This window comes from Ruminococcus flavefaciens ND2009 (assembly GCF_000621785.1).
GTDB classification, from domain to species: domain Bacteria; phylum Bacillota; class Clostridia; order Oscillospirales; family Ruminococcaceae; genus Ruminococcus; species Ruminococcus flavefaciens_C.
In genome coordinates, this window is sequence record NZ_KK211346.1 from 601,190 (window position 1) to 617,814 (window position 16,625).

16 protein-coding genes and 1 riboswitch are annotated in these 16,625 nt (G+C 45.5%); of the genes, 4 read left to right on the forward strand and 12 right to left on the reverse strand.

Annotated elements, in window-relative coordinates:
- Together T488_RS0109630 and T488_RS0109635 are read right to left on the reverse strand one after the other, a co-directional pair.
- A complete protein-coding gene (locus tag T488_RS0109630) occupies positions 1-3,336 on the reverse strand; it encodes a PD-(D/E)XK nuclease family protein (protein WP_028520609.1) in 3,336 nt (1,111 codons plus the stop codon).
- Positions 3,337-3,401: 65 nt separating this feature from the next.
- A complete protein-coding gene (locus T488_RS0109635; protein WP_037297671.1) occupies positions 3,402-4,949 on the reverse strand; it encodes a glycoside hydrolase family 25 protein in 1,548 nt (515 codons plus the stop codon).
- Between the two features lie 273 nt (positions 4,950-5,222).
- Between T488_RS0109635 and T488_RS0109640 the strand changes: the two genes are divergently transcribed.
- Positions 5,223-6,173, forward strand: coding sequence for an RluA family pseudouridine synthase (locus T488_RS0109640; RefSeq protein WP_028520611.1), 951 nt, complete (start codon positions 5,223-5,225; stop codon positions 6,171-6,173).
- On the opposite strand, the gene T488_RS0109645 is transcribed toward T488_RS0109640, so the two are convergent.
- The gene (locus T488_RS0109645; RefSeq protein WP_028520612.1) at positions 6,166-7,017 is read right to left on the reverse strand and encodes a prephenate dehydrogenase; all 852 of its coding nucleotides are present in this window, start codon (positions 7,015-7,017) and stop codon (positions 6,166-6,168) included. The genes T488_RS0109640 and T488_RS0109645 overlap by 8 nt on opposite strands.
- 164 nt (positions 7,018-7,181) lie before the next feature.
- On the opposite strand from T488_RS0109645, the gene T488_RS0109650 reads away from it, so the two are divergent.
- Positions 7,182-7,919 (forward strand): N-acetylmuramoyl-L-alanine amidase, encoded by a 738-nt coding sequence (locus T488_RS0109650; RefSeq protein WP_028520613.1) that lies wholly within the window; start codon positions 7,182-7,184, stop codon positions 7,917-7,919.
- 36 nt (positions 7,920-7,955) lie between these two features.
- Here the strand turns inward: T488_RS0109650 and T488_RS0109655 are convergent, their stop codons facing one another.
- Positions 7,956-9,377, reverse strand: a complete 1,422-nt coding sequence (locus tag T488_RS0109655; RefSeq protein WP_028520614.1) for a D-alanyl-D-alanine carboxypeptidase family protein — start codon at positions 9,375-9,377, stop codon at positions 7,956-7,958.
- 240 nt (positions 9,378-9,617) lie between these two features.
- On the opposite strand from T488_RS0109655, the gene T488_RS0109660 reads away from it, so the two are divergent.
- Both T488_RS0109660 and T488_RS0109665 read left to right on the forward strand, forming a co-directional pair.
- Positions 9,618-10,280, forward strand: a complete 663-nt coding sequence (locus tag T488_RS0109660) for a metallophosphoesterase family protein (RefSeq protein WP_028520615.1) — start codon at positions 9,618-9,620, stop codon at positions 10,278-10,280.
- A gap of 59 nt (positions 10,281-10,339) precedes the next feature.
- Positions 10,340-10,813, forward strand: a complete 474-nt coding sequence (locus T488_RS0109665) for a TspO/MBR family protein (RefSeq protein ID WP_028520616.1) — start codon at positions 10,340-10,342, stop codon at positions 10,811-10,813.
- A 211-nt stretch (positions 10,814-11,024) separates the two neighbouring features.
- Here T488_RS0109665 and T488_RS0109670 read toward each other — a convergent pair whose 3' ends face one another.
- From T488_RS0109670 to thiS, 8 genes are read right to left on the reverse strand one after another with little or no spacing between them, the layout of a single operon-like run.
- Positions 11,025-11,798, reverse strand: a complete 774-nt coding sequence (locus T488_RS0109670; RefSeq protein WP_028520617.1) for a TatD family hydrolase — start codon at positions 11,796-11,798, stop codon at positions 11,025-11,027.
- Positions 11,799-11,807: 9 nt separating this feature from the next.
- On the reverse strand, positions 11,808-12,443 hold the full coding sequence (thiE, locus tag T488_RS0109675) for a thiamine phosphate synthase (RefSeq protein WP_028520618.1): 636 nt from the start codon (positions 12,441-12,443) through the stop codon (positions 11,808-11,810).
- Between the two features lie 5 nt (positions 12,444-12,448).
- A complete protein-coding gene (locus T488_RS0109680; RefSeq protein WP_028520619.1) occupies positions 12,449-13,045 on the reverse strand; it encodes a thiamine phosphate synthase in 597 nt (198 codons plus the stop codon).
- Positions 13,038-14,291, reverse strand: a complete 1,254-nt coding sequence (thiH, locus tag T488_RS0109685) for a 2-iminoacetate synthase ThiH (RefSeq protein WP_028520620.1) — start codon at positions 14,289-14,291, stop codon at positions 13,038-13,040. Before thiH ends, T488_RS0109680 begins: the two co-directional genes overlap by 8 nt.
- A 14-nt stretch (positions 14,292-14,305) precedes the next feature.
- Positions 14,306-14,788, reverse strand: a complete 483-nt coding sequence (locus tag T488_RS0109690; protein WP_028520621.1) for a GNAT family N-acetyltransferase — start codon at positions 14,786-14,788, stop codon at positions 14,306-14,308.
- Complete coding sequence (locus T488_RS0109695; RefSeq protein ID WP_028520622.1) at positions 14,788-15,558, reverse strand: thiazole synthase; 771 nt, start codon at positions 15,556-15,558, stop codon at positions 14,788-14,790. Before T488_RS0109695 ends, T488_RS0109690 begins: the two co-directional genes overlap by 1 nt.
- 13 nt (positions 15,559-15,571) lie before the next feature.
- Positions 15,572-16,210, reverse strand: a complete 639-nt coding sequence (gene thiF / locus T488_RS0109700; RefSeq protein WP_028520623.1) for a sulfur carrier protein ThiS adenylyltransferase ThiF — start codon at positions 16,208-16,210, stop codon at positions 15,572-15,574.
- A gap of 1 nt (position 16,211) precedes the next feature.
- The gene (gene thiS / locus T488_RS0109705; RefSeq protein ID WP_028520624.1) at positions 16,212-16,406 is read right to left on the reverse strand and encodes a sulfur carrier protein ThiS; all 195 of its coding nucleotides are present in this window, start codon (positions 16,404-16,406) and stop codon (positions 16,212-16,214) included.
- Positions 16,407-16,459: 53 nt separating this feature from the next.
- Positions 16,460-16,566, reverse strand: a riboswitch (TPP riboswitch).
- Positions 16,567-16,625: the final 59 nt, after the last annotated feature.

The window sequence follows — 16,625 nt, forward strand, 5'->3', positions numbered from 1 at the left end:
TTACTCCTCCTCTCCCTTGTATTTTCTGCCAAGAATGTCAGCAGCCTCAGCTACCTTTGTCTCATCAGGCTCCCGCTTGCTCAGGAGCTCGGAATTGTCGCATATATTGATATAATCACAGTATGTGCAGGGAACATTTCCTCCCATGACCAGCGGTACTGCCTCTGCATTTCCCGCCAGAAGGGACTCTGCCATACTTACAAGCTTACCGTAAGTATAGTTTCTCAGCAAAGTCATCCCCTCCGCAGAAACACAGGAAGAATACTTATCGGGAACTCCGTTTTTATCAAGCTTTACAGGAATGAATTCACCTCGTACGTCCTTTTCCATCGCATTGAGAATGTCCATATCCCCGAGAACAAGTCCGCTTGAACGCAGGGATTTCTTTACCGCACTGCTGTTCTTTGAGTCCACCTTATGATCCTCGGAGCTGACACTTGAGATCCTTACGGGGGAATATAGCACTCCCGCAGGCTCAAAGCCTTCGTAGAGACCGCCTTTATCAGTCGAAGCAAAAAGATACAGCAGCATCTGCATATTTATGCCGCAGGCAAGAGTCTCGGGAGTTATGTCCTTCCGGCTGCTTTTATAGTCTATTATACGAAGATAATCCGTGTCGCCTACTCTGCATACATCCGCACGGTCAACTATACCTCCAAAGCTGAGGCTTCTGCCTTCTCCGAACGGAAGTATCACAGAATGGCTGTCTCTGAGATCGAGCTCAAAGTCATGGGGCACGAAATCCGAAGCCATAAGAGCCTGCTGAGTATAAAGGAACACCTCGGACATACGCTCTGTGAGCTTATTGAAGATCAGTCCGAATTTAGCGTCCTTTCCGAAATCTCCTGCCAGAGAGGTATCACGGTATCTGTCCGCGCAGCTGTTTATCTCCTTTTTCACTTCATCATAGGACATGGATACGAACTCCGCTTTTGTTCTTGTGCTGAGAATACCGTAAAAGCACTCATGGGTAAGCTCACCTGCTATCCTTGCATCCAGTTCCACCTTCTCATTGATATGTAGTCTCAGACACTTATCGCAGAAATACTTGAAGTGACACAGATTATACTCCTCAAGTCCTGTTGAGGAAAGTCTGAGCGGATCAAAGTTCTGAAGCTTCTCAATAATAGAGCTGTCGATATGATAATCCTGCCTTATATTGCTTCTGCTGATAACATAGGAAAGTCTTCTCCTGTACTCAGGGCTTTCCATAAGCAGTTTTTTTATAGAGGCCACTGAAGTATCGTCAGAGCTTCTCTCCTGCATATAATGATAGAATGCCGAATGAAGCGTAACTGCATAATACTCGACCGGGATCTCATCATCTTTAAGTCGTATGCTTTTATCGCCGAACATACCGATGATCCTGTCAATTATCTGAGCAGGATATTTCGCCTGTCCCGACAGATCCGACAAGGGATATGTCAGATACAGCTTATCCGAGGCAGCTGAAATAGCTTTATATACTACAAGTCTTTCAGAGGCTATAAGCTCGGCAAGAGGTGTAGAAAGCTCTATGCCGTTCTCTGCCAGCTTTGCCCTGTCTGCTTCCGAGAATAACCCGTGAAGGCTGATACGATTCGGAAAGTCTCCGTCATTTACGCCCATTACAAAGACTACTTTCGGCGAATCAAGTCTCGCCATTCTCGCAGATGCAGCAGTGACCGCGTCAAGTGTCTGAGGCGGCACGGAATACTGTATACGGCCTATCATTGATCTTATCATGCGCGAGAGCTCGGCAAAGCTCGTCTTTCTGTCACCAAGAGTATCGCTGATACTGTCGAGTATATCAATAAGGCAGCCCCATAAACGTTTCAGCTCTGCCGCTTCGTAGTCCTTATCCTGCCTTATTAGCTCACCCATTAGTCGGGCGGTATTTCTCTCCGCACCGCAGCTGACGATATGGTCGTAAAGCAGAGAGCACATCTCGGAGGCAGCGATACTGCGCCTTATCTTCTTTTTCAGCGAAGCTATGGGAATTACTATCTTCTTTCTTATTCCTTCGAGACGTTCAAGCTCATTATCTTCTGCCGTAAAAGGATCATTCCAGACCTCGCCGTCAACGCCCCACTTGTAGCAATAGTTCTCCAGCAGTGAGGCCTCGGTGAGATCTATATCAAGCAGACCGCTCTTTATAAGCCGGAATATCTGCTCAGAGCGGAATTTTCTGCTGCTTAGGATGTCAAGCAGAGTTGTGAAGTACACCATGACCGCAGTATGTGAAACAGGCTTTTCCAGACTCAGAAAATACGGTATATCGTATCTTTTGAATGCAGCCTTCAGCACATCGGAATACGTTGCGATATCATTGGAAATTATAGCTATATCACGATACCTTAGATCCCTGTCTTCGTAGAGCAAGTGCTTTACAGCCGCGCAGACATACTCTGCCTCGCTGTACATATCTCTCGCCTCAAAGATATGTACATTTTCAGCCTTTGGAGCTTTCTTCGGCTCGTTAGGAAGGTTTACAAGAGCATGGCTGCTTACATAAGCCAGATCAGGTGTACGGAAACGGCGGCTCTCACCGCATAATGTGACCCCGGTTTTCTTGCCAAGCTCACGGCATATCATGTTGATCCTGCGATAAGTATCGTTTACGGTCTCAAAAAGGGTGAACTCTCCCGCATTGACATCATCAGTCCTGAGAGCGATACAAACATTGTCGGCTGTGGAGATCATCAGCTTTATCATAGTATACTGGTCGGCGGTAAAACTCTCAAATTCATCGAGAAAAACAGTTTTACCCCTGAAATAATCATTCAGATTTGCAACAGCAGCCGCTTCCTTTATATTATCCAGTTCGTCTTTGAAGCCGTATTCCTCCATAAGGCGCTGATATTCCAGAAAGATAGCAGCAACGTCTCTTGTTTTATCCATAAGGCGCTTATCCAGAAGCTGAGAGCGCTCCAGAAGATCCTGAGGACCGATACCCATACGCTTCATATCTCTTATGAGCGTTATGATCTCCTCGGCAAAGCCGCTCTGTGTACTCTGCCTGCGGAAGCTGCCAAGTGACTCAGGGCGTGCCAAGGCTGCTTCAACAGCCTGATACACCAGTATCATCTTCGCCATTTCATCGGCATATCCGCCTTTTCTGCCGGGGTCTCCATAAAGCTGAAAAAGCTGTCTTGCAAGCCCCGTAAAGCTGAGCGAGAACAGCTCGTTGAAGTTCTCAGCTCCGAGAAAGAAGTACAGCTTCTTATCAAAATCCTGCGAAAACTGCTCGGGAACAAGGATACAGAGCCTGTCAGCCTCCTGACATCTGTCCTTTATACGCCCGAACATACAGGTAGTCTTTCCGCTTCCTGCGGGACCTGTTATAAATTCGACCATAATATCTCCTGTAATATAAAATATGCATACCGCATAATGCGCGGTATGCATATATGTGTTATTGATCAGAAACCATTCTTATGTGCGCTCTTCATTATACCTGGGAAATCGAGATAAGCATAATTGCAGTTTACATAGCCCTTTATGCCGTCGATCTGTCCCTCATTTGTGAACTGCCACATATTGAAGTGCTTGTTGAAAGCAGGCTTTGATACGCCGTAATGAGCTACCCATACATCATACTTTGAATATACGGAAGCATCCACCCTTGTATTGAGGAAGTTTGCATAGCTCTTTACTCCCACATAATAGCCTTTTTTCTCAAGAGTTGAGCAGAAAGCATTGATGATATCTGTTATCTGCTGATTGCTGAGTGCTGCTATGGAAGAATCCTCCACTGCATAATAAACAGGGTATTCAAACTTGTGATCCTTTATAACCTCATAGCAGGCTTCTGCCTCAAGAACAGCGTCCTCGGGAGATGAAGCGTAGCTGTACCAGTAAACTCCGCAGTCGATCCCTGCCTTTTCGGCGCCTTCCATATTCGCTTCAAAGTACTTATCGGTCTGAGTTGCAAGATCACCGTAGCCTGCACGTACTACAGCGTAGTCAACACCTGAAGCCTTGACCTTGTCCCAGTCGATCTTGCCCTGCCATACGGAAACGTCTATTCCCTTTGCTACACCCTTATCAATATTTACAGGATAGATCTGAGCGCTTGAATCTGTCTCCGTACCGTCAGGTACGTATGTATCGGGAGATATAAGGTAAGGATAATTTATGTAGCAGTGATCAAGGTCAACATCTGTCGAAATGCCGTTTACCCTGCCTGTAGCGTGATACTGCCACATTCCGTAGCTATAGGAATAACCCGGTGCAGGAACATCCCAGTGAGCTACCCAGACTGCATATTTATCTAGCACCTCCTGGTAGATCTTGGTATTGAGCAGACTTGCAAAGGTATATACTCCTGCATAATAGCCCTTTGACTCGATGGTGGAACAGAAGGATTCTATTATTTCAGAAACTCTTGCAGTCGAGAAGTTCTTATGCTTTGGTTCCTCAATATCAAAGTAAACAGGATAATTGATGTCATAATCCTTTATTACCTCATAACAGGACTCTGCTTCATATCTTGCGGTCTCAATATCATCTGCATAGCTGTACCAGTAGATACCGATGTCCATTCCTACCTTAGTAGCTTCTTCGATATTGTACTTGAACCAGGTATCCACCTGATTAGGGTACTTATTTGCATTTCCGTAGCCTGCTCTGATGATAGCGTAGTCGATTCCGCTGTCCTTTACAGCCTGCCAGTCGATCTTACCCTGTGCATAGGAAACGTCTATTCCCTCTGCCTTCTTGTATATCATGCTCTTATCGCCTGAATGGAGCTTTACATACTTCTGATGTGCATCGTAAATATCAAAAACATTGAATGGATTACTCAGCGACGGAACAGAAACATTCTCAGACTGTGTTGCAGGCTCTACCATCGGACTTGCCCCCGCTCTGAGAATCTGTTCGGGAGAAGTCTCCTGATCTTCCTCTTTACTTTCCGATGAATATGTGCTATCATTATATATATTGGAGTCGGCTGCCGATGCAGACATCACAACCCCTGAGCTTATGACACCACAGGTGATCAATAAGGAAAGTAAAGTTTTGCAGATCTTCATAGCTTATCGAACTCCTTTTCATTAAGGTTGAAAAAAGAAAAAACACAAACGCCATTCTTTTAGTCAATTATACCATACTATTAATCATATTTCAACCTTTTTCTCACAAAAAAGTCAATTTATTATGAAATTTTGTAGATATTGAAGAATTTTACGAAATGTTTTTGTAACTTATGGATACAATTTTGTAATAATTAAGGAGCTTACATGAAAGAGTTTATAATTAATGAGAATGACAGCGGTCAGAGAGTGGACAAATTCATATCAAAGGCTCTTCCTGAGCTTCCCAAAAGTATGATGTACCGCCTCATAAGAAAAAAGGACATAAAAATAAACGGCAAACGCTGCGATATTTCGGACCGTGTCAACACAGGCGACAGGATCACAGTCTATGTAAAGGACGAAGTCTCTGCCGAAAAAAAGCACGATATGAGCTTTCTCAGCTGTACCGCAGACATAGATGTTGTCTATGAGGACGATAATATCATCATAGTCAGCAAGCCGGTCGGACTTGACTCCCATTCCAACGGAAGTCCTATGACAGACACCCTTATCGACAGGATAAAGCATTATCTTCATAATAAGAAGGAATACCAGCCCGATAGCGAGAGTTCCTTTGCCCCTGCCCTTTGCAGCAGGCTCGACAGAAACACCTGCGGTCTTGTCACCGCGGCAAAGACTGCCGCCGCGCTCCGTGATATAAACGAAGCTATAAGGAGCGGCAGGCTTCATAAGATCTATCACTGTGTCACAGTATCTCCTCCGCCGAAAAAAGAGGATATAATCACCGCCTATCATCAGAAAGACGAGTCAAGAAACCTCGTAAAGATCTCCGACTCGCCTGTTGAAGGCTATAAACCTATCAAAACAGGATACCGTGTCATCGCTTCCAACGGCAAGCTGTCTCTGGTAGAGATAACTCTGTATACAGGCAGAACTCATCAGATAAGAGCCCACATGGCACACATAGGCGCTCCGGTTCTCGGAGACGGCAAATACGGCAATATCGCAGCAAACAAGCGATACGGCATATTCCGCCAGGCGCTCTGTGCGTATGAACTTCGGTTCGACCTGCCTGAGAAGTCGGCGTTCAGCTACCTCAACAAACTGAAGATAACAGACAATACTCCTGAATTTGAAAAAAGGTTCTTCAGTTAGGCTGACCGACTCTGTGACGGAGGTTCTCCTCCTTGAGTTCGCGTCCCTCTGCGATAAGTGATTTCATTCTGTCAGCGTCCCCGTTTTTAAGAGCTTCGCTGTATTTCTGAAGATTTTCGATAAGTGTATCCAGCTCATATTGCAGGTTCTGCCTGTTCTGCATGAACAGATCCGTCCACATTTTCTCATTCATTGTAGCTATACGGGTCATATCCTGGAAGCTGCCTCCGCTGAATCCGCATTCAAGCCCCAACTCGGGGCTTTTTACATATGCACTGGACACTATATGCGCAAGCTGAGAGGTATAAGCTATCATCTTGTCATGGTTTTCGGGACTGGTCACAACGATCTTGCCCGCACCTATTTCCTTTGCAAGTCCGCTGAGCATGTCCACATCAGACTGTGCGCTGTCCTCAAAAGGAGCGACTATAAAGTTGGCTTTCACAAACAAGTCGGCGGTGCTGTTATAATAGCCGCCGAATTCCTTTCCCGCCATGGGGTGTATACCGAGATACCTGAGACCGTTAGCCTCTGCGATATCCTTCATACGCTGTGAGAAATCGCCTTTGATACCGCAAACATCGGTAATAACGGTGTTTTTATTGATCTTTGAAGCGTTTTCAGCAAAAAAGCGCTCAGTTCCCTCGGGGAAAAGTGAAATTACTATAAGATCATAGCCCTCATAGTTTCCGTCAAACACTTCATCAAGAGCGACATCCCTGAGAGCTGCATTTTCAATATCATGATTTATATCGCAGCCTGCCACAGTGTGATATGTGTATTTTTTCAGTGCCTTACAAAGTGACCCGCCTATAAGTCCGAGTCCGACAACAAGAATTTTCATTGAGATCAAACCTCCAGTTTCTTTTATCATTTAAAGTATAACGCTTTAAAAGCAAAAAGTCAATAGAAGACATACTTTTTCTACTAAATAATTATATCAATCTGTGACCTTACGGCATAAAATGGAATGAGAGCTTTCTCATATCCAACGAAAGGAATGATAATATGCCAAAGGTCTTTTTAAGTTCCTCCACTCAGGAGTGGAATCAGTATGCTACTGACGGCAATGAGGAGCTTTATATGAATCTCCTCGCAGATCGGATAGAACCATATCTTCGCTCCTGCGGTATAAGCTTTGTAAGAAATGATCCCATAAGGAATGTTACAGGTGCAATAGCAGACTCGAATGCAGGAAGCTATGATGTTCATCTTGCACTGCACTCAAACGCTGCGCCGGAATCTCTTGCAGGCAGGCTCAGAGGGATAGATATATACTACGCCCCCAAAAGTGACCAGAGCCGCCGACTTGCTGATATTATAGCAAATAATCTTAAAGCCGTGTACCCTCTGCCCGATAAGGTCAGAGCTGTCCCCACCTACTCTCTCGGAGAGGTGCTGCGCACAAAAGCTGTTGCAGTTCTCTGTGAGCTGGGTTATCATGACAACTACGCAGACGAGGCATGGCTGAAAAATAATCTTGAGAATATCGCTCGAAATATCGTGGACTCCCTCTGTGATTACTTCGGTATACCATTCGTCCAGGCAGGAGCGGTTCGCTGGGGCACTGTCACCACCGATGGAAGCGGACTGAATATACGGGATTATCCGGGGCTCTCGGGAAATATTATCGGCTCTGCTCCCGACGGAGCCACCGTTATGATAAACGGCGAGACAAACGGCTGGTACGTTATCAGCTATAACGGCATAAACGGATATGCCAGCAGCAGATATATCACATTATAAAAAAATACCGTACAGTTTTACTGTACGGTATTTCTGTTATTTTTCATCTTCGCTCTGCTGCTGTCTGCGTCTGCGGCGGTCCTTGTCGTTGACCTTGGGTACAGCGTATATAGGCTTCATAGGCTTAGCCTTGCTCTTGAAAACTATATAGGAATAAATACATACCATGATGTAGATCGCACAAAGCAGAAAGGACACCATAAGTGCTTTGTTGAACCAGCGTGACTTGGTGAACATCTTCGCAACATACATATTATATTTAGAAGCGGAACGCTCAACATTGCTTACCGCAACAAGCTCAACTGTACCCAGCTCTTCACCGGAATACTCAAGAGTGACCTTTCCGAGGGGCTCGCCCTTGGCTACAGGCGCCTGGAGAGTGTTCTTATACCATTCAACCTTATCTCGGCTGATAGTCGAAACGTCCACCTCATTATACCAGAGGAGAGTAAATTCTTCTTTTGGGATAGCCAGAACATAGTCATTCCCCTCTGCAAGCTCAACAGGAAGCTCGCCGACCTCGGCAGTATCAGCAAGTATGACCTGATAGGAGAAATTATCAAATGCCCAGTCGAACATTGCTATTGCATCTGTTATATGGTAAAAGGTATTGTCTCCGTCAGCATTATTCAGCGGTGACTTCATAAGAACTACCAGATACTTATTGCCGTCACGGCTCGCCATGGTCACTATGCTTCTCCCTGCACGCTCAAGATTAGAGGTCTTGATACCCTTGGCACCGCTGTAAGCGTAATCTCCCTGACTGTCCATCATAACATTGGAATTTGTCCATATCCATTTGTCCATTTCTGGGTGATTCTTGGGATTGGGAACCGTGGGGGTATATGTGAAAGCGGTCGCGATACTCTCAAAATAGGGCACTCCCAGAGCATAGACCGAAAGCTTCATCATATCATTTGCAGTTGTATACTGATCGGGATCATACATACCTGTGGCATTGGTAAAATGAGTGTCCTCCAACCCCAGTTCCGCAGCCTTCTCGTTCATCATTTCTACGAACTTTGCTGTGTTTTCTCCACCGATCTTGTATGCGATGGTCTCAGCTGCCTCCACTGATGAAGTCAACATCATGGCGTGAAGCAGATCTGTATAAGTGAGGACGTCTCCATCCTCTATCTCGGCAAATCTAAGATCATCGGGAAATTCAATATTGTAAAGATACTCATATACCGATTCGTCAACTGTGACCTCCTGCGAAAGATCTGTACAGTTCTCTATACAGACAACGGCGGTCATAATGTTCACCAGAGGTCCGGGCATTTGCTTGGTATCGGCATTTTTCTGGTGTATTACGGTGTTGGAGTCCAGGTTTATCATCACCGCAGACTCGCTCTTTATGGTCATTGAAAGTGGAAAGCTTACCGCCTCTGACCTCATACTGCATACAAACGGAAGTGCTATTACTGTTGCTGCAAGAGCAGATAATAACTTCTTCATACATTCTCCTCTATTTCACGCGGTCACCCGCTGTAATGTGCTTTTAACAAGCCTAATCTATATTATAGCAGATATTTTTCCGTTTTAAAAGGGGTTTCTGAAATTTTTTTTAAAATTCAGAAAAATTTTCTTACCCCCTTTACCTTTTCAGGAAAATATGCTACAATATAAATACAAAACGAAACGGCACAGAAAAATATAAGCCGTATAAAATTGAACAAAAGAACGGAGGTTTTTAATGTGATCTACGTTACAGGAGACACTCACGGAGATATTACTCGCTTTAAAAGCCCTGAGATCAGAAAACTCGGTCGGGGAGATACCCTCATTATCGCGGGAGATTTCGGCTTTTTCTGGGATAACTCCAAGCAGGAACGTGCGGCGCTGAAGAAGCTTGCGGACAAAAATTATACTATTGCCTTTCTTGATGGCTGTCACGAAAACTTCGACATACTTGAAAAATACCGTCCCCAGGAGTGGAATGGCGGTAAAGCGCGGGTCATCATGCCAAATGTAGTCCATCTCATGCGCGGGCAGGTCTACACTATCGAAAAGAAGAAGATCTTTACATTCGGCGGCGGTCATAGTCAGGACATTGAATTCAGACGGGATAATGACTGGTGGCCTCAGGAACAGCCTACACAGGCGGAAATAACCGAGGGCATTGCTCACCTCAGAGAAAACCATTACAATGTGGACTATATTATTACTCATGAGCCCCCTGCTTCACTGAAGGAATGCCTTGGAGTTGACGTTCTCGAAAGGCTGGAAATGCACGCGTTCTTTGAAGACGTCATCAAGGCCTGCAAATACGATAAATGGTTCTTCGGCAAATGTCACATCGACAAGCACATACCTATAAAGTTTTACGCAGTATTCAACAGCGTGATACCACTTAAATGAAACATAATATGAGCAGATCCCGCATAGTATTTACTATCAATTCAGAAGAGGTAGATACTATGAAAAAATTCAAACTGACGGATCTGCTCATTTTTATTGTGACCGCAGAGCTTGTTGGAGCGCTCTCTGCTCTGTTTTCGGGAGATTATTCCTCCTTCTACACCGACATAAAGCCTCCGCCGCTGCTTCCGCCTGCATGGGTATTCCCTGTTGTATGGGCTGTACTGTACGCACTTATGGGAATTTCCGCCTACATGATATGGCAGACCGATGACAGAAAAACGGGACGATCAGCTGCTCTCAAACTCTATTACATACAGCTTGCGGTAAATTTTTCCTGGAGTATTCTGTTCTTCCGTTTCAGGCTCCTGGGAATTGCTGCCGCAGTTGCAATAATATTACTGCTTCTTGTGGGAGTGATGATATTAGCGTTCAGAAACGTTAAAAAGACAGCTGCACGGCTCAATATCCCCTATTTTATATGGCTTATATTCGCTTCATACCTGGCGGCTGCGGTATATATCCTTAATTAGAGGATAATTATGTAAAATTAATATCCAGATATTTTGCATTGATTTAACGAATAACCTCTGGTATAATAAAATCATCCCAAGAGGGACAATCTCAGTACAGGAGGTATACATTATGTGCTGCAACAACATCTGGAAGATACTCTGCGAAATGTTCGGTATCTGCTGCAAGTAAAAAGAAAAGACTGCACGGCGATAATGTCGTGCAGTCTTTTTATATACCGAAAAAGCGCTCGGTATTCTCTTTAAGAGCCGCAATCAGCTCAGCCTCGTCTACGCCCATATTCCGCGCCAGCTCGGCTGCTACATATTTTATGTTCTGCGGCACATTTGTCCTGTCAAGCCCCTTGATGTTCCTGGGGGTCAGGTATGGAGCATCGGTCTCAGCCATTATCCTGTCAAGAGGGATATACCTGACTGCCTCACGAAGCGCTCCTCCGCGGCGTTCATCACATATCCAGCCTGTAACTCCGATATAGAAGCCCATATCAATGTACTTTTTCAGAGTGTCTTTATCTCCCGTAAAACAGTGAACTACAGCTCTGCTGCATATATCGCTGTGTTTTTTGAAACGTGCAATGAAATCATCAGTCGCTTCACGTTCATGGAGAAAAAGCGGTTTTCCCAGCTCTTCCGCGATCTTTATATGATGCTCAAAGCAGCGTATCTGATTCTCTCTGGTGGAAAACATCCTGTCATAGTCCAGTCCGCACTCGCCTACTGCAACTATCTTATCATTGTCCGAAACTATTTCTCGTATCCGCTGAAAATCTTCAGCTTTTGCACTGTCGGCGCTGTGAGGATGTATCCCGCAGGTCCCATAGCAGTCATGGGACTTCACAAAAATGTTTACACTCTCGCTGCTTTTCATATCAGAGCCTGTGAGAATACAGTCAACTCCCTCAGATGCAGCGTCATCAATTATCTTTTCGGGATCTCTGAACTGCTTGCAGAACAGATTCAGCCCGATGTCGTAATACTTTATCATACTAACCTCTTATAATGTAGCCTTTACAGCTTCTGTCAGCTTTTCGGCTGCTGCCTTTACATCCTCAGCACCGAATACAGCCGAAACTACTGCAATTCCGCTGTGTCCGCAGCCTTTGATCGCAGCAGCGTTTTCGGCATTTATTCCGCCGATGGCAACAGCAGGTATGCTGACCGAGCTGCATATCTCCTTCAGGAGCTCAGGCGTTATTCTTATAGCATTCTTCTTTGTTGGAGATGGGAAAACAGCTCCTACACCAAGATAATCTGCTCCCGAGCGCTCTGCAAGACAAGCCTGTTCTACCGTTTTGGCAGTAGATCCGATAATGAAGTCCCTGCCTGCAATACGGCGTATCTCCTCTACGGGAGCATCCTCGATACCGACATGAACGCCGTCTGCCCCGCATTTCAGAGCTGCTTCGTAATCATCATTGACAATAAACGGAACATTATATCTGTGGCATATATCAATAAGCTTCTTTGCCTCACTTATAAGCCCATCTTCATCAATGTTCTTCTCGCGGAGCTGAACGCAGGTTGCACCGCCGAGGATAGCCTGCTCTACTGCCTCCTCCAGACTTATACCGCGAAGACAGTTCCTGTCCGTAACGGCATAAAGGAGCAGATCTTTCCTTTCTATTTTCATTTGTATCACTTCTTTTCAAATTCTTTTATAAATCCAACAGGGTCACTGCACTTCATAAATCCGCTCATTACGCAGGCACCTGCTGCCCCTGCCTGTCTGACAAGCTCTATGTTATCGGGAGATATGCCCCCTATCGCATAGACAGGAATGTTCACACTGCTGCATACATCGCGAAGGAAATCAATACCACGGGGAGGAAGTCCCTTTTTGCAGTCAGTGACAAAAACATGACCTGCGGTGATATGATCCGCACCCAGGCTCTGAGCTTCCTCTGCGTCTGAGACAGAATGGCAGGAAGCGCCTATCAGTTCAAACTGCGCCTTTTCTTCTCTGCTCATCTCCCGAAGAATATGGAGCGGAAGATGTATAGCTTTCCAGCCCAGTTCTATGGCAGTTCTGTAATAATAATGCAGTATAAGCCTTGTTTTCGTACCTTGGAATATTGCGACAGCCTTCTTTGCAAGCTCCCGATACTCCTCCTCGCTCAGGTCCTTTTCGCGGAGGATAACATATTTCGGCTCAGCCTCTGCTATTTTACGTAGCTGCTCCGGAAAATCCCCTCTGCAAAGCAAACGTGAGGTCACGCAAATAATATCAGACATAGAGATAATCATTCAGCACAGGCTGAAGTCCTTCCTCAGACATATCCTTGTACATCTTATCAAAGCTGCGTCCGTCATTTATCTCGAACTGCTCATCGCCCTCGGCAGCTTCGCTCTCCTTGCCTGTGTACTTGCTCTCATGGTCGCCTATTCCCGTGGAAACACCTGCCGATACCTTAGTTGCAGCGATCTTTACGATACCGTTTCTGAAGCTCTCGCTCTCTCTTGAAGATACGGTTATTCCGCAGAACGGCAGGAATATCCTGTATGCGCAGAGTATCTGACAGAGCTGCTTTTCATGGACATCAAGAGGATTTATCTCGTCATTATTGATTATAGGACGAAGTCTCGGGCATGAAAGTGATATCTCAGCCTGAGGATATTTCCTCTGTAAATAGTAAACATGAAGCGCACTTGCCAGGGCATCCTTTCTGAAATCGGAAAGTCCCAGGAGTGCCGAACAGGCAATACCTCTCATTCCGCCCATAAGTGCACGTTCCTGAGCTTCAAATCTGTAAGGCCAAACACGCTTGTGTCCCATAAGATGCAGCTGCTCGTATCTGTCACTATCATAGGTTTCCTGAAATACGGTAACATAATCAGCTCCGCATTCGTGAAGGTATTTGTATTCATCGGTATTAAGCGGATAGACCTCTATTCCGACCATTCGGAAATACTTTCGTGCCAGCTTGCAGGCTTCGCCGATATACTCAACGCTGCTCTGTGCACGGCTCTCTCCTGTGAGGATAAGAATCTCCTCCATGCCGCTGTCGGCAATGACCTTCATCTCATGCTCTATCTGCTCCATATTGAGTTTCATTCGCTTTATATCATTATAACAGTTGAAGCCGCAATAAACGCAGTAGTTCTCGCAGTAGTTGGCGATATACAGAGGAGTGAACAGATATACGGTATTGCCGAAATGCTTCTGAGTCTCAAGCTTTGCACGCTGAGCCATTTTTTCAAGAAAAGGCTCTGCCGCAGGAGAAAGCAGCGCCTTGAAATCCTCAACAGTGCAGGTCTCATGGTTGAGAGCTGCGTTCACATCGCGGGCAGTGTACTGAGAGTAATCATAGTTCTTCATCTCAGTCATTACCTTGTCCATAATATCGGACTTTATGCGCTCCATGCCCTCCATGTACTCCATATGGTTTGTACGTGAAGCAGGATCGGTCTCAAGCATATGCTTCTTTTTAAGAGCAGCCTCGGAAAGCTTATCCGAGTCTACAAAATAGTGATTTTCCATTAAATTACCTTCTTTTATAATTCCAGTACAGCGATTATCTCATCGCCGTCTTTTTCCCCATTCGGCACAAAACCGAATGAGTTGTAAAGCTTTTCAGCTGCATGATTGCCAGGCTCATAAGAAAGCCAGCACCTCTCAGACTTTCCGCAGGGATATGTCCTTATGAAGTCAAGTGCCAGTTTCATTGCGGCTTTTCCGTATCCCCTGCCCTGATAGCGGCGGTCTATCATAAGGCGCCATATGTTGTAGCTTCCCACTGCAATTTCAGGGTAGTCCTCCCAGTATTCATCCACATCAAAGCCTATCATCAGAAATCCCACAGGTGTATCATCATCATAGATACCGAATGGAAAGGCATTACCGCCTCCCGTCATTGCACCATAGGCATCAACGATACTCATTTTATTGTCTGAGACAAATTTTCTCTGGCTATCATCGACTTTAAGCTCGATGATATCGTAGATATTGCCGCCGTTTACTTTTTCAAGATGTACCATCAGTCACGAAGGAAGCCTGTCAGTGTATCGGAGGGAGAAGCTCCTCTTGTGAGTACACGTCCCAGTCCGGAAAGATATGCCTTTCTGCCTGCTTCGATAGCCTGCTTGAAAGCCTCTGCCATAACAGGAAGGTCTCCCGCAGTGGCAAGTGCAGTATTTGACATAACAGCAGCAGCGCCCATTTCCATAGCCTCGCAAGCCTGTGAAGGTCTGCCTATTCCTGCGTCAACGATTATGGGCAGGTCTATCTCGTCAATGAGGATCTGTATGAAGTCCTTGGTAGCAAGTCCCTTGTTTGAGCCGATAGGCGAAGCAAGAGGCATTACCGAAGCTGCACCTGCGTTAACCAGATCACGGGCTGTATTCAGATCGGGATACATATATGGCATTACAATAAATCCCTCTTTCGCCAGTATCTCCGTAGCGCGTACTGTCTCCTGATTGTCGGGAAGAAGATACTTGGTATCGCGCATGATCTCTATCTTTACAAAATCTCCGCAGCCAAGCTCACGGGCAAGTCTTGCTATACGAACAGCCTCATCGGCATTTCTTGCTCCCGAAGTATTGGGAAGAAGTGTTACTCCCTCGGGAATATAGTCAAGGATATTCTCGTGCTCCTTGGAATTGGTACGGCGTACAGCAAGTGTGATTATCTCTGCACCAGCGTACTTTACAGCCGCTTCAATAAGGCTGAGGGAATACTTTCCCGAGCCGAGTATAAAACGTGAGGAGAACTCATGTCCTCCTATAATAAGCTTATCGTCCTTCATTAATGGTCTCTCCTTATATATCAAATTCGCCTGCAATTATCCTTATGACTGCATGAGCCTGATGACCTGCACAGATAAGGACCCGTGATGAAACGAGTCCCATTCCGTTCTCAACATCGCTTACACCGTCACCGCACAGATAAAAGCGCTTTGTTATCCTTTTTGTGGTTATAATATTTGATGGAGCTATCCCTGCCATACCTGAGCCTGATACAAGATACTTCTCGGGCAGATTCTCCAGCACGCAGTTAACCAGCATAGCCTTCTGATCGGCCCTGTCAAATGCCTCAACGATAATATCAGCATCTTTCAGCAGAACAGGAATGTTCTCCTCTGTGAGTTTAACATTATAGGAAGTGATACTGCAATAAGGCGCTATACGCTCAAGAGTATCCCTCATCGCGTCAGACTTTGGCTTGCCAAGCTGGTCGGGAAAGTACTGCTGGCGGTTCAGATTTGAGATGTCAACGCTGTCAAAATCAATGATATTAAGCTTCCCTACACCTGCTCTTGCGAGGGCTATAGCAATATTAGAGCCAAGTCCGCCAAGTCCGCATACCGCCACTGAAGCGATGTCCAGCTTCTTCTGCAGCTCAGCCCCATGTCTTTCCTCCAGCGCTCTGTACATTTCCTCTTTTGAAGGTATTGGCATATCAGCCGCCTCCCACAAAACGAACGACCTCTACATGGTCGCCGTCCTTGAGAATAGTTTCGTCATATTTTGCCTTTGGAACTATTTCTTCGTTTATCTCTACAGCAACTCTCTGACCGCTTATTTCCATATCAGAAAGCATTTCCGTTACAGTTTTTCCGTCTTTTTCAAGCAGTTCACCATTTATCTTTACCATTACGGCACCTCCTTAAAAAATTCAGGGAACCGCCTGCGCAGTTCCCTGAATGTGCATAACAATATCAGACTCCCTACGCTGGCATTAACCAAATCAGGTCGAAGGGTCGAAGGTAACACCTTCCTCTCAGCCTGTCCCGCAAGCTCCCCTGTAAACATTATTATATCACATATTTTTCCCTAAATCAAGTACCGAAGCAAAATTACTTCGTATATTATG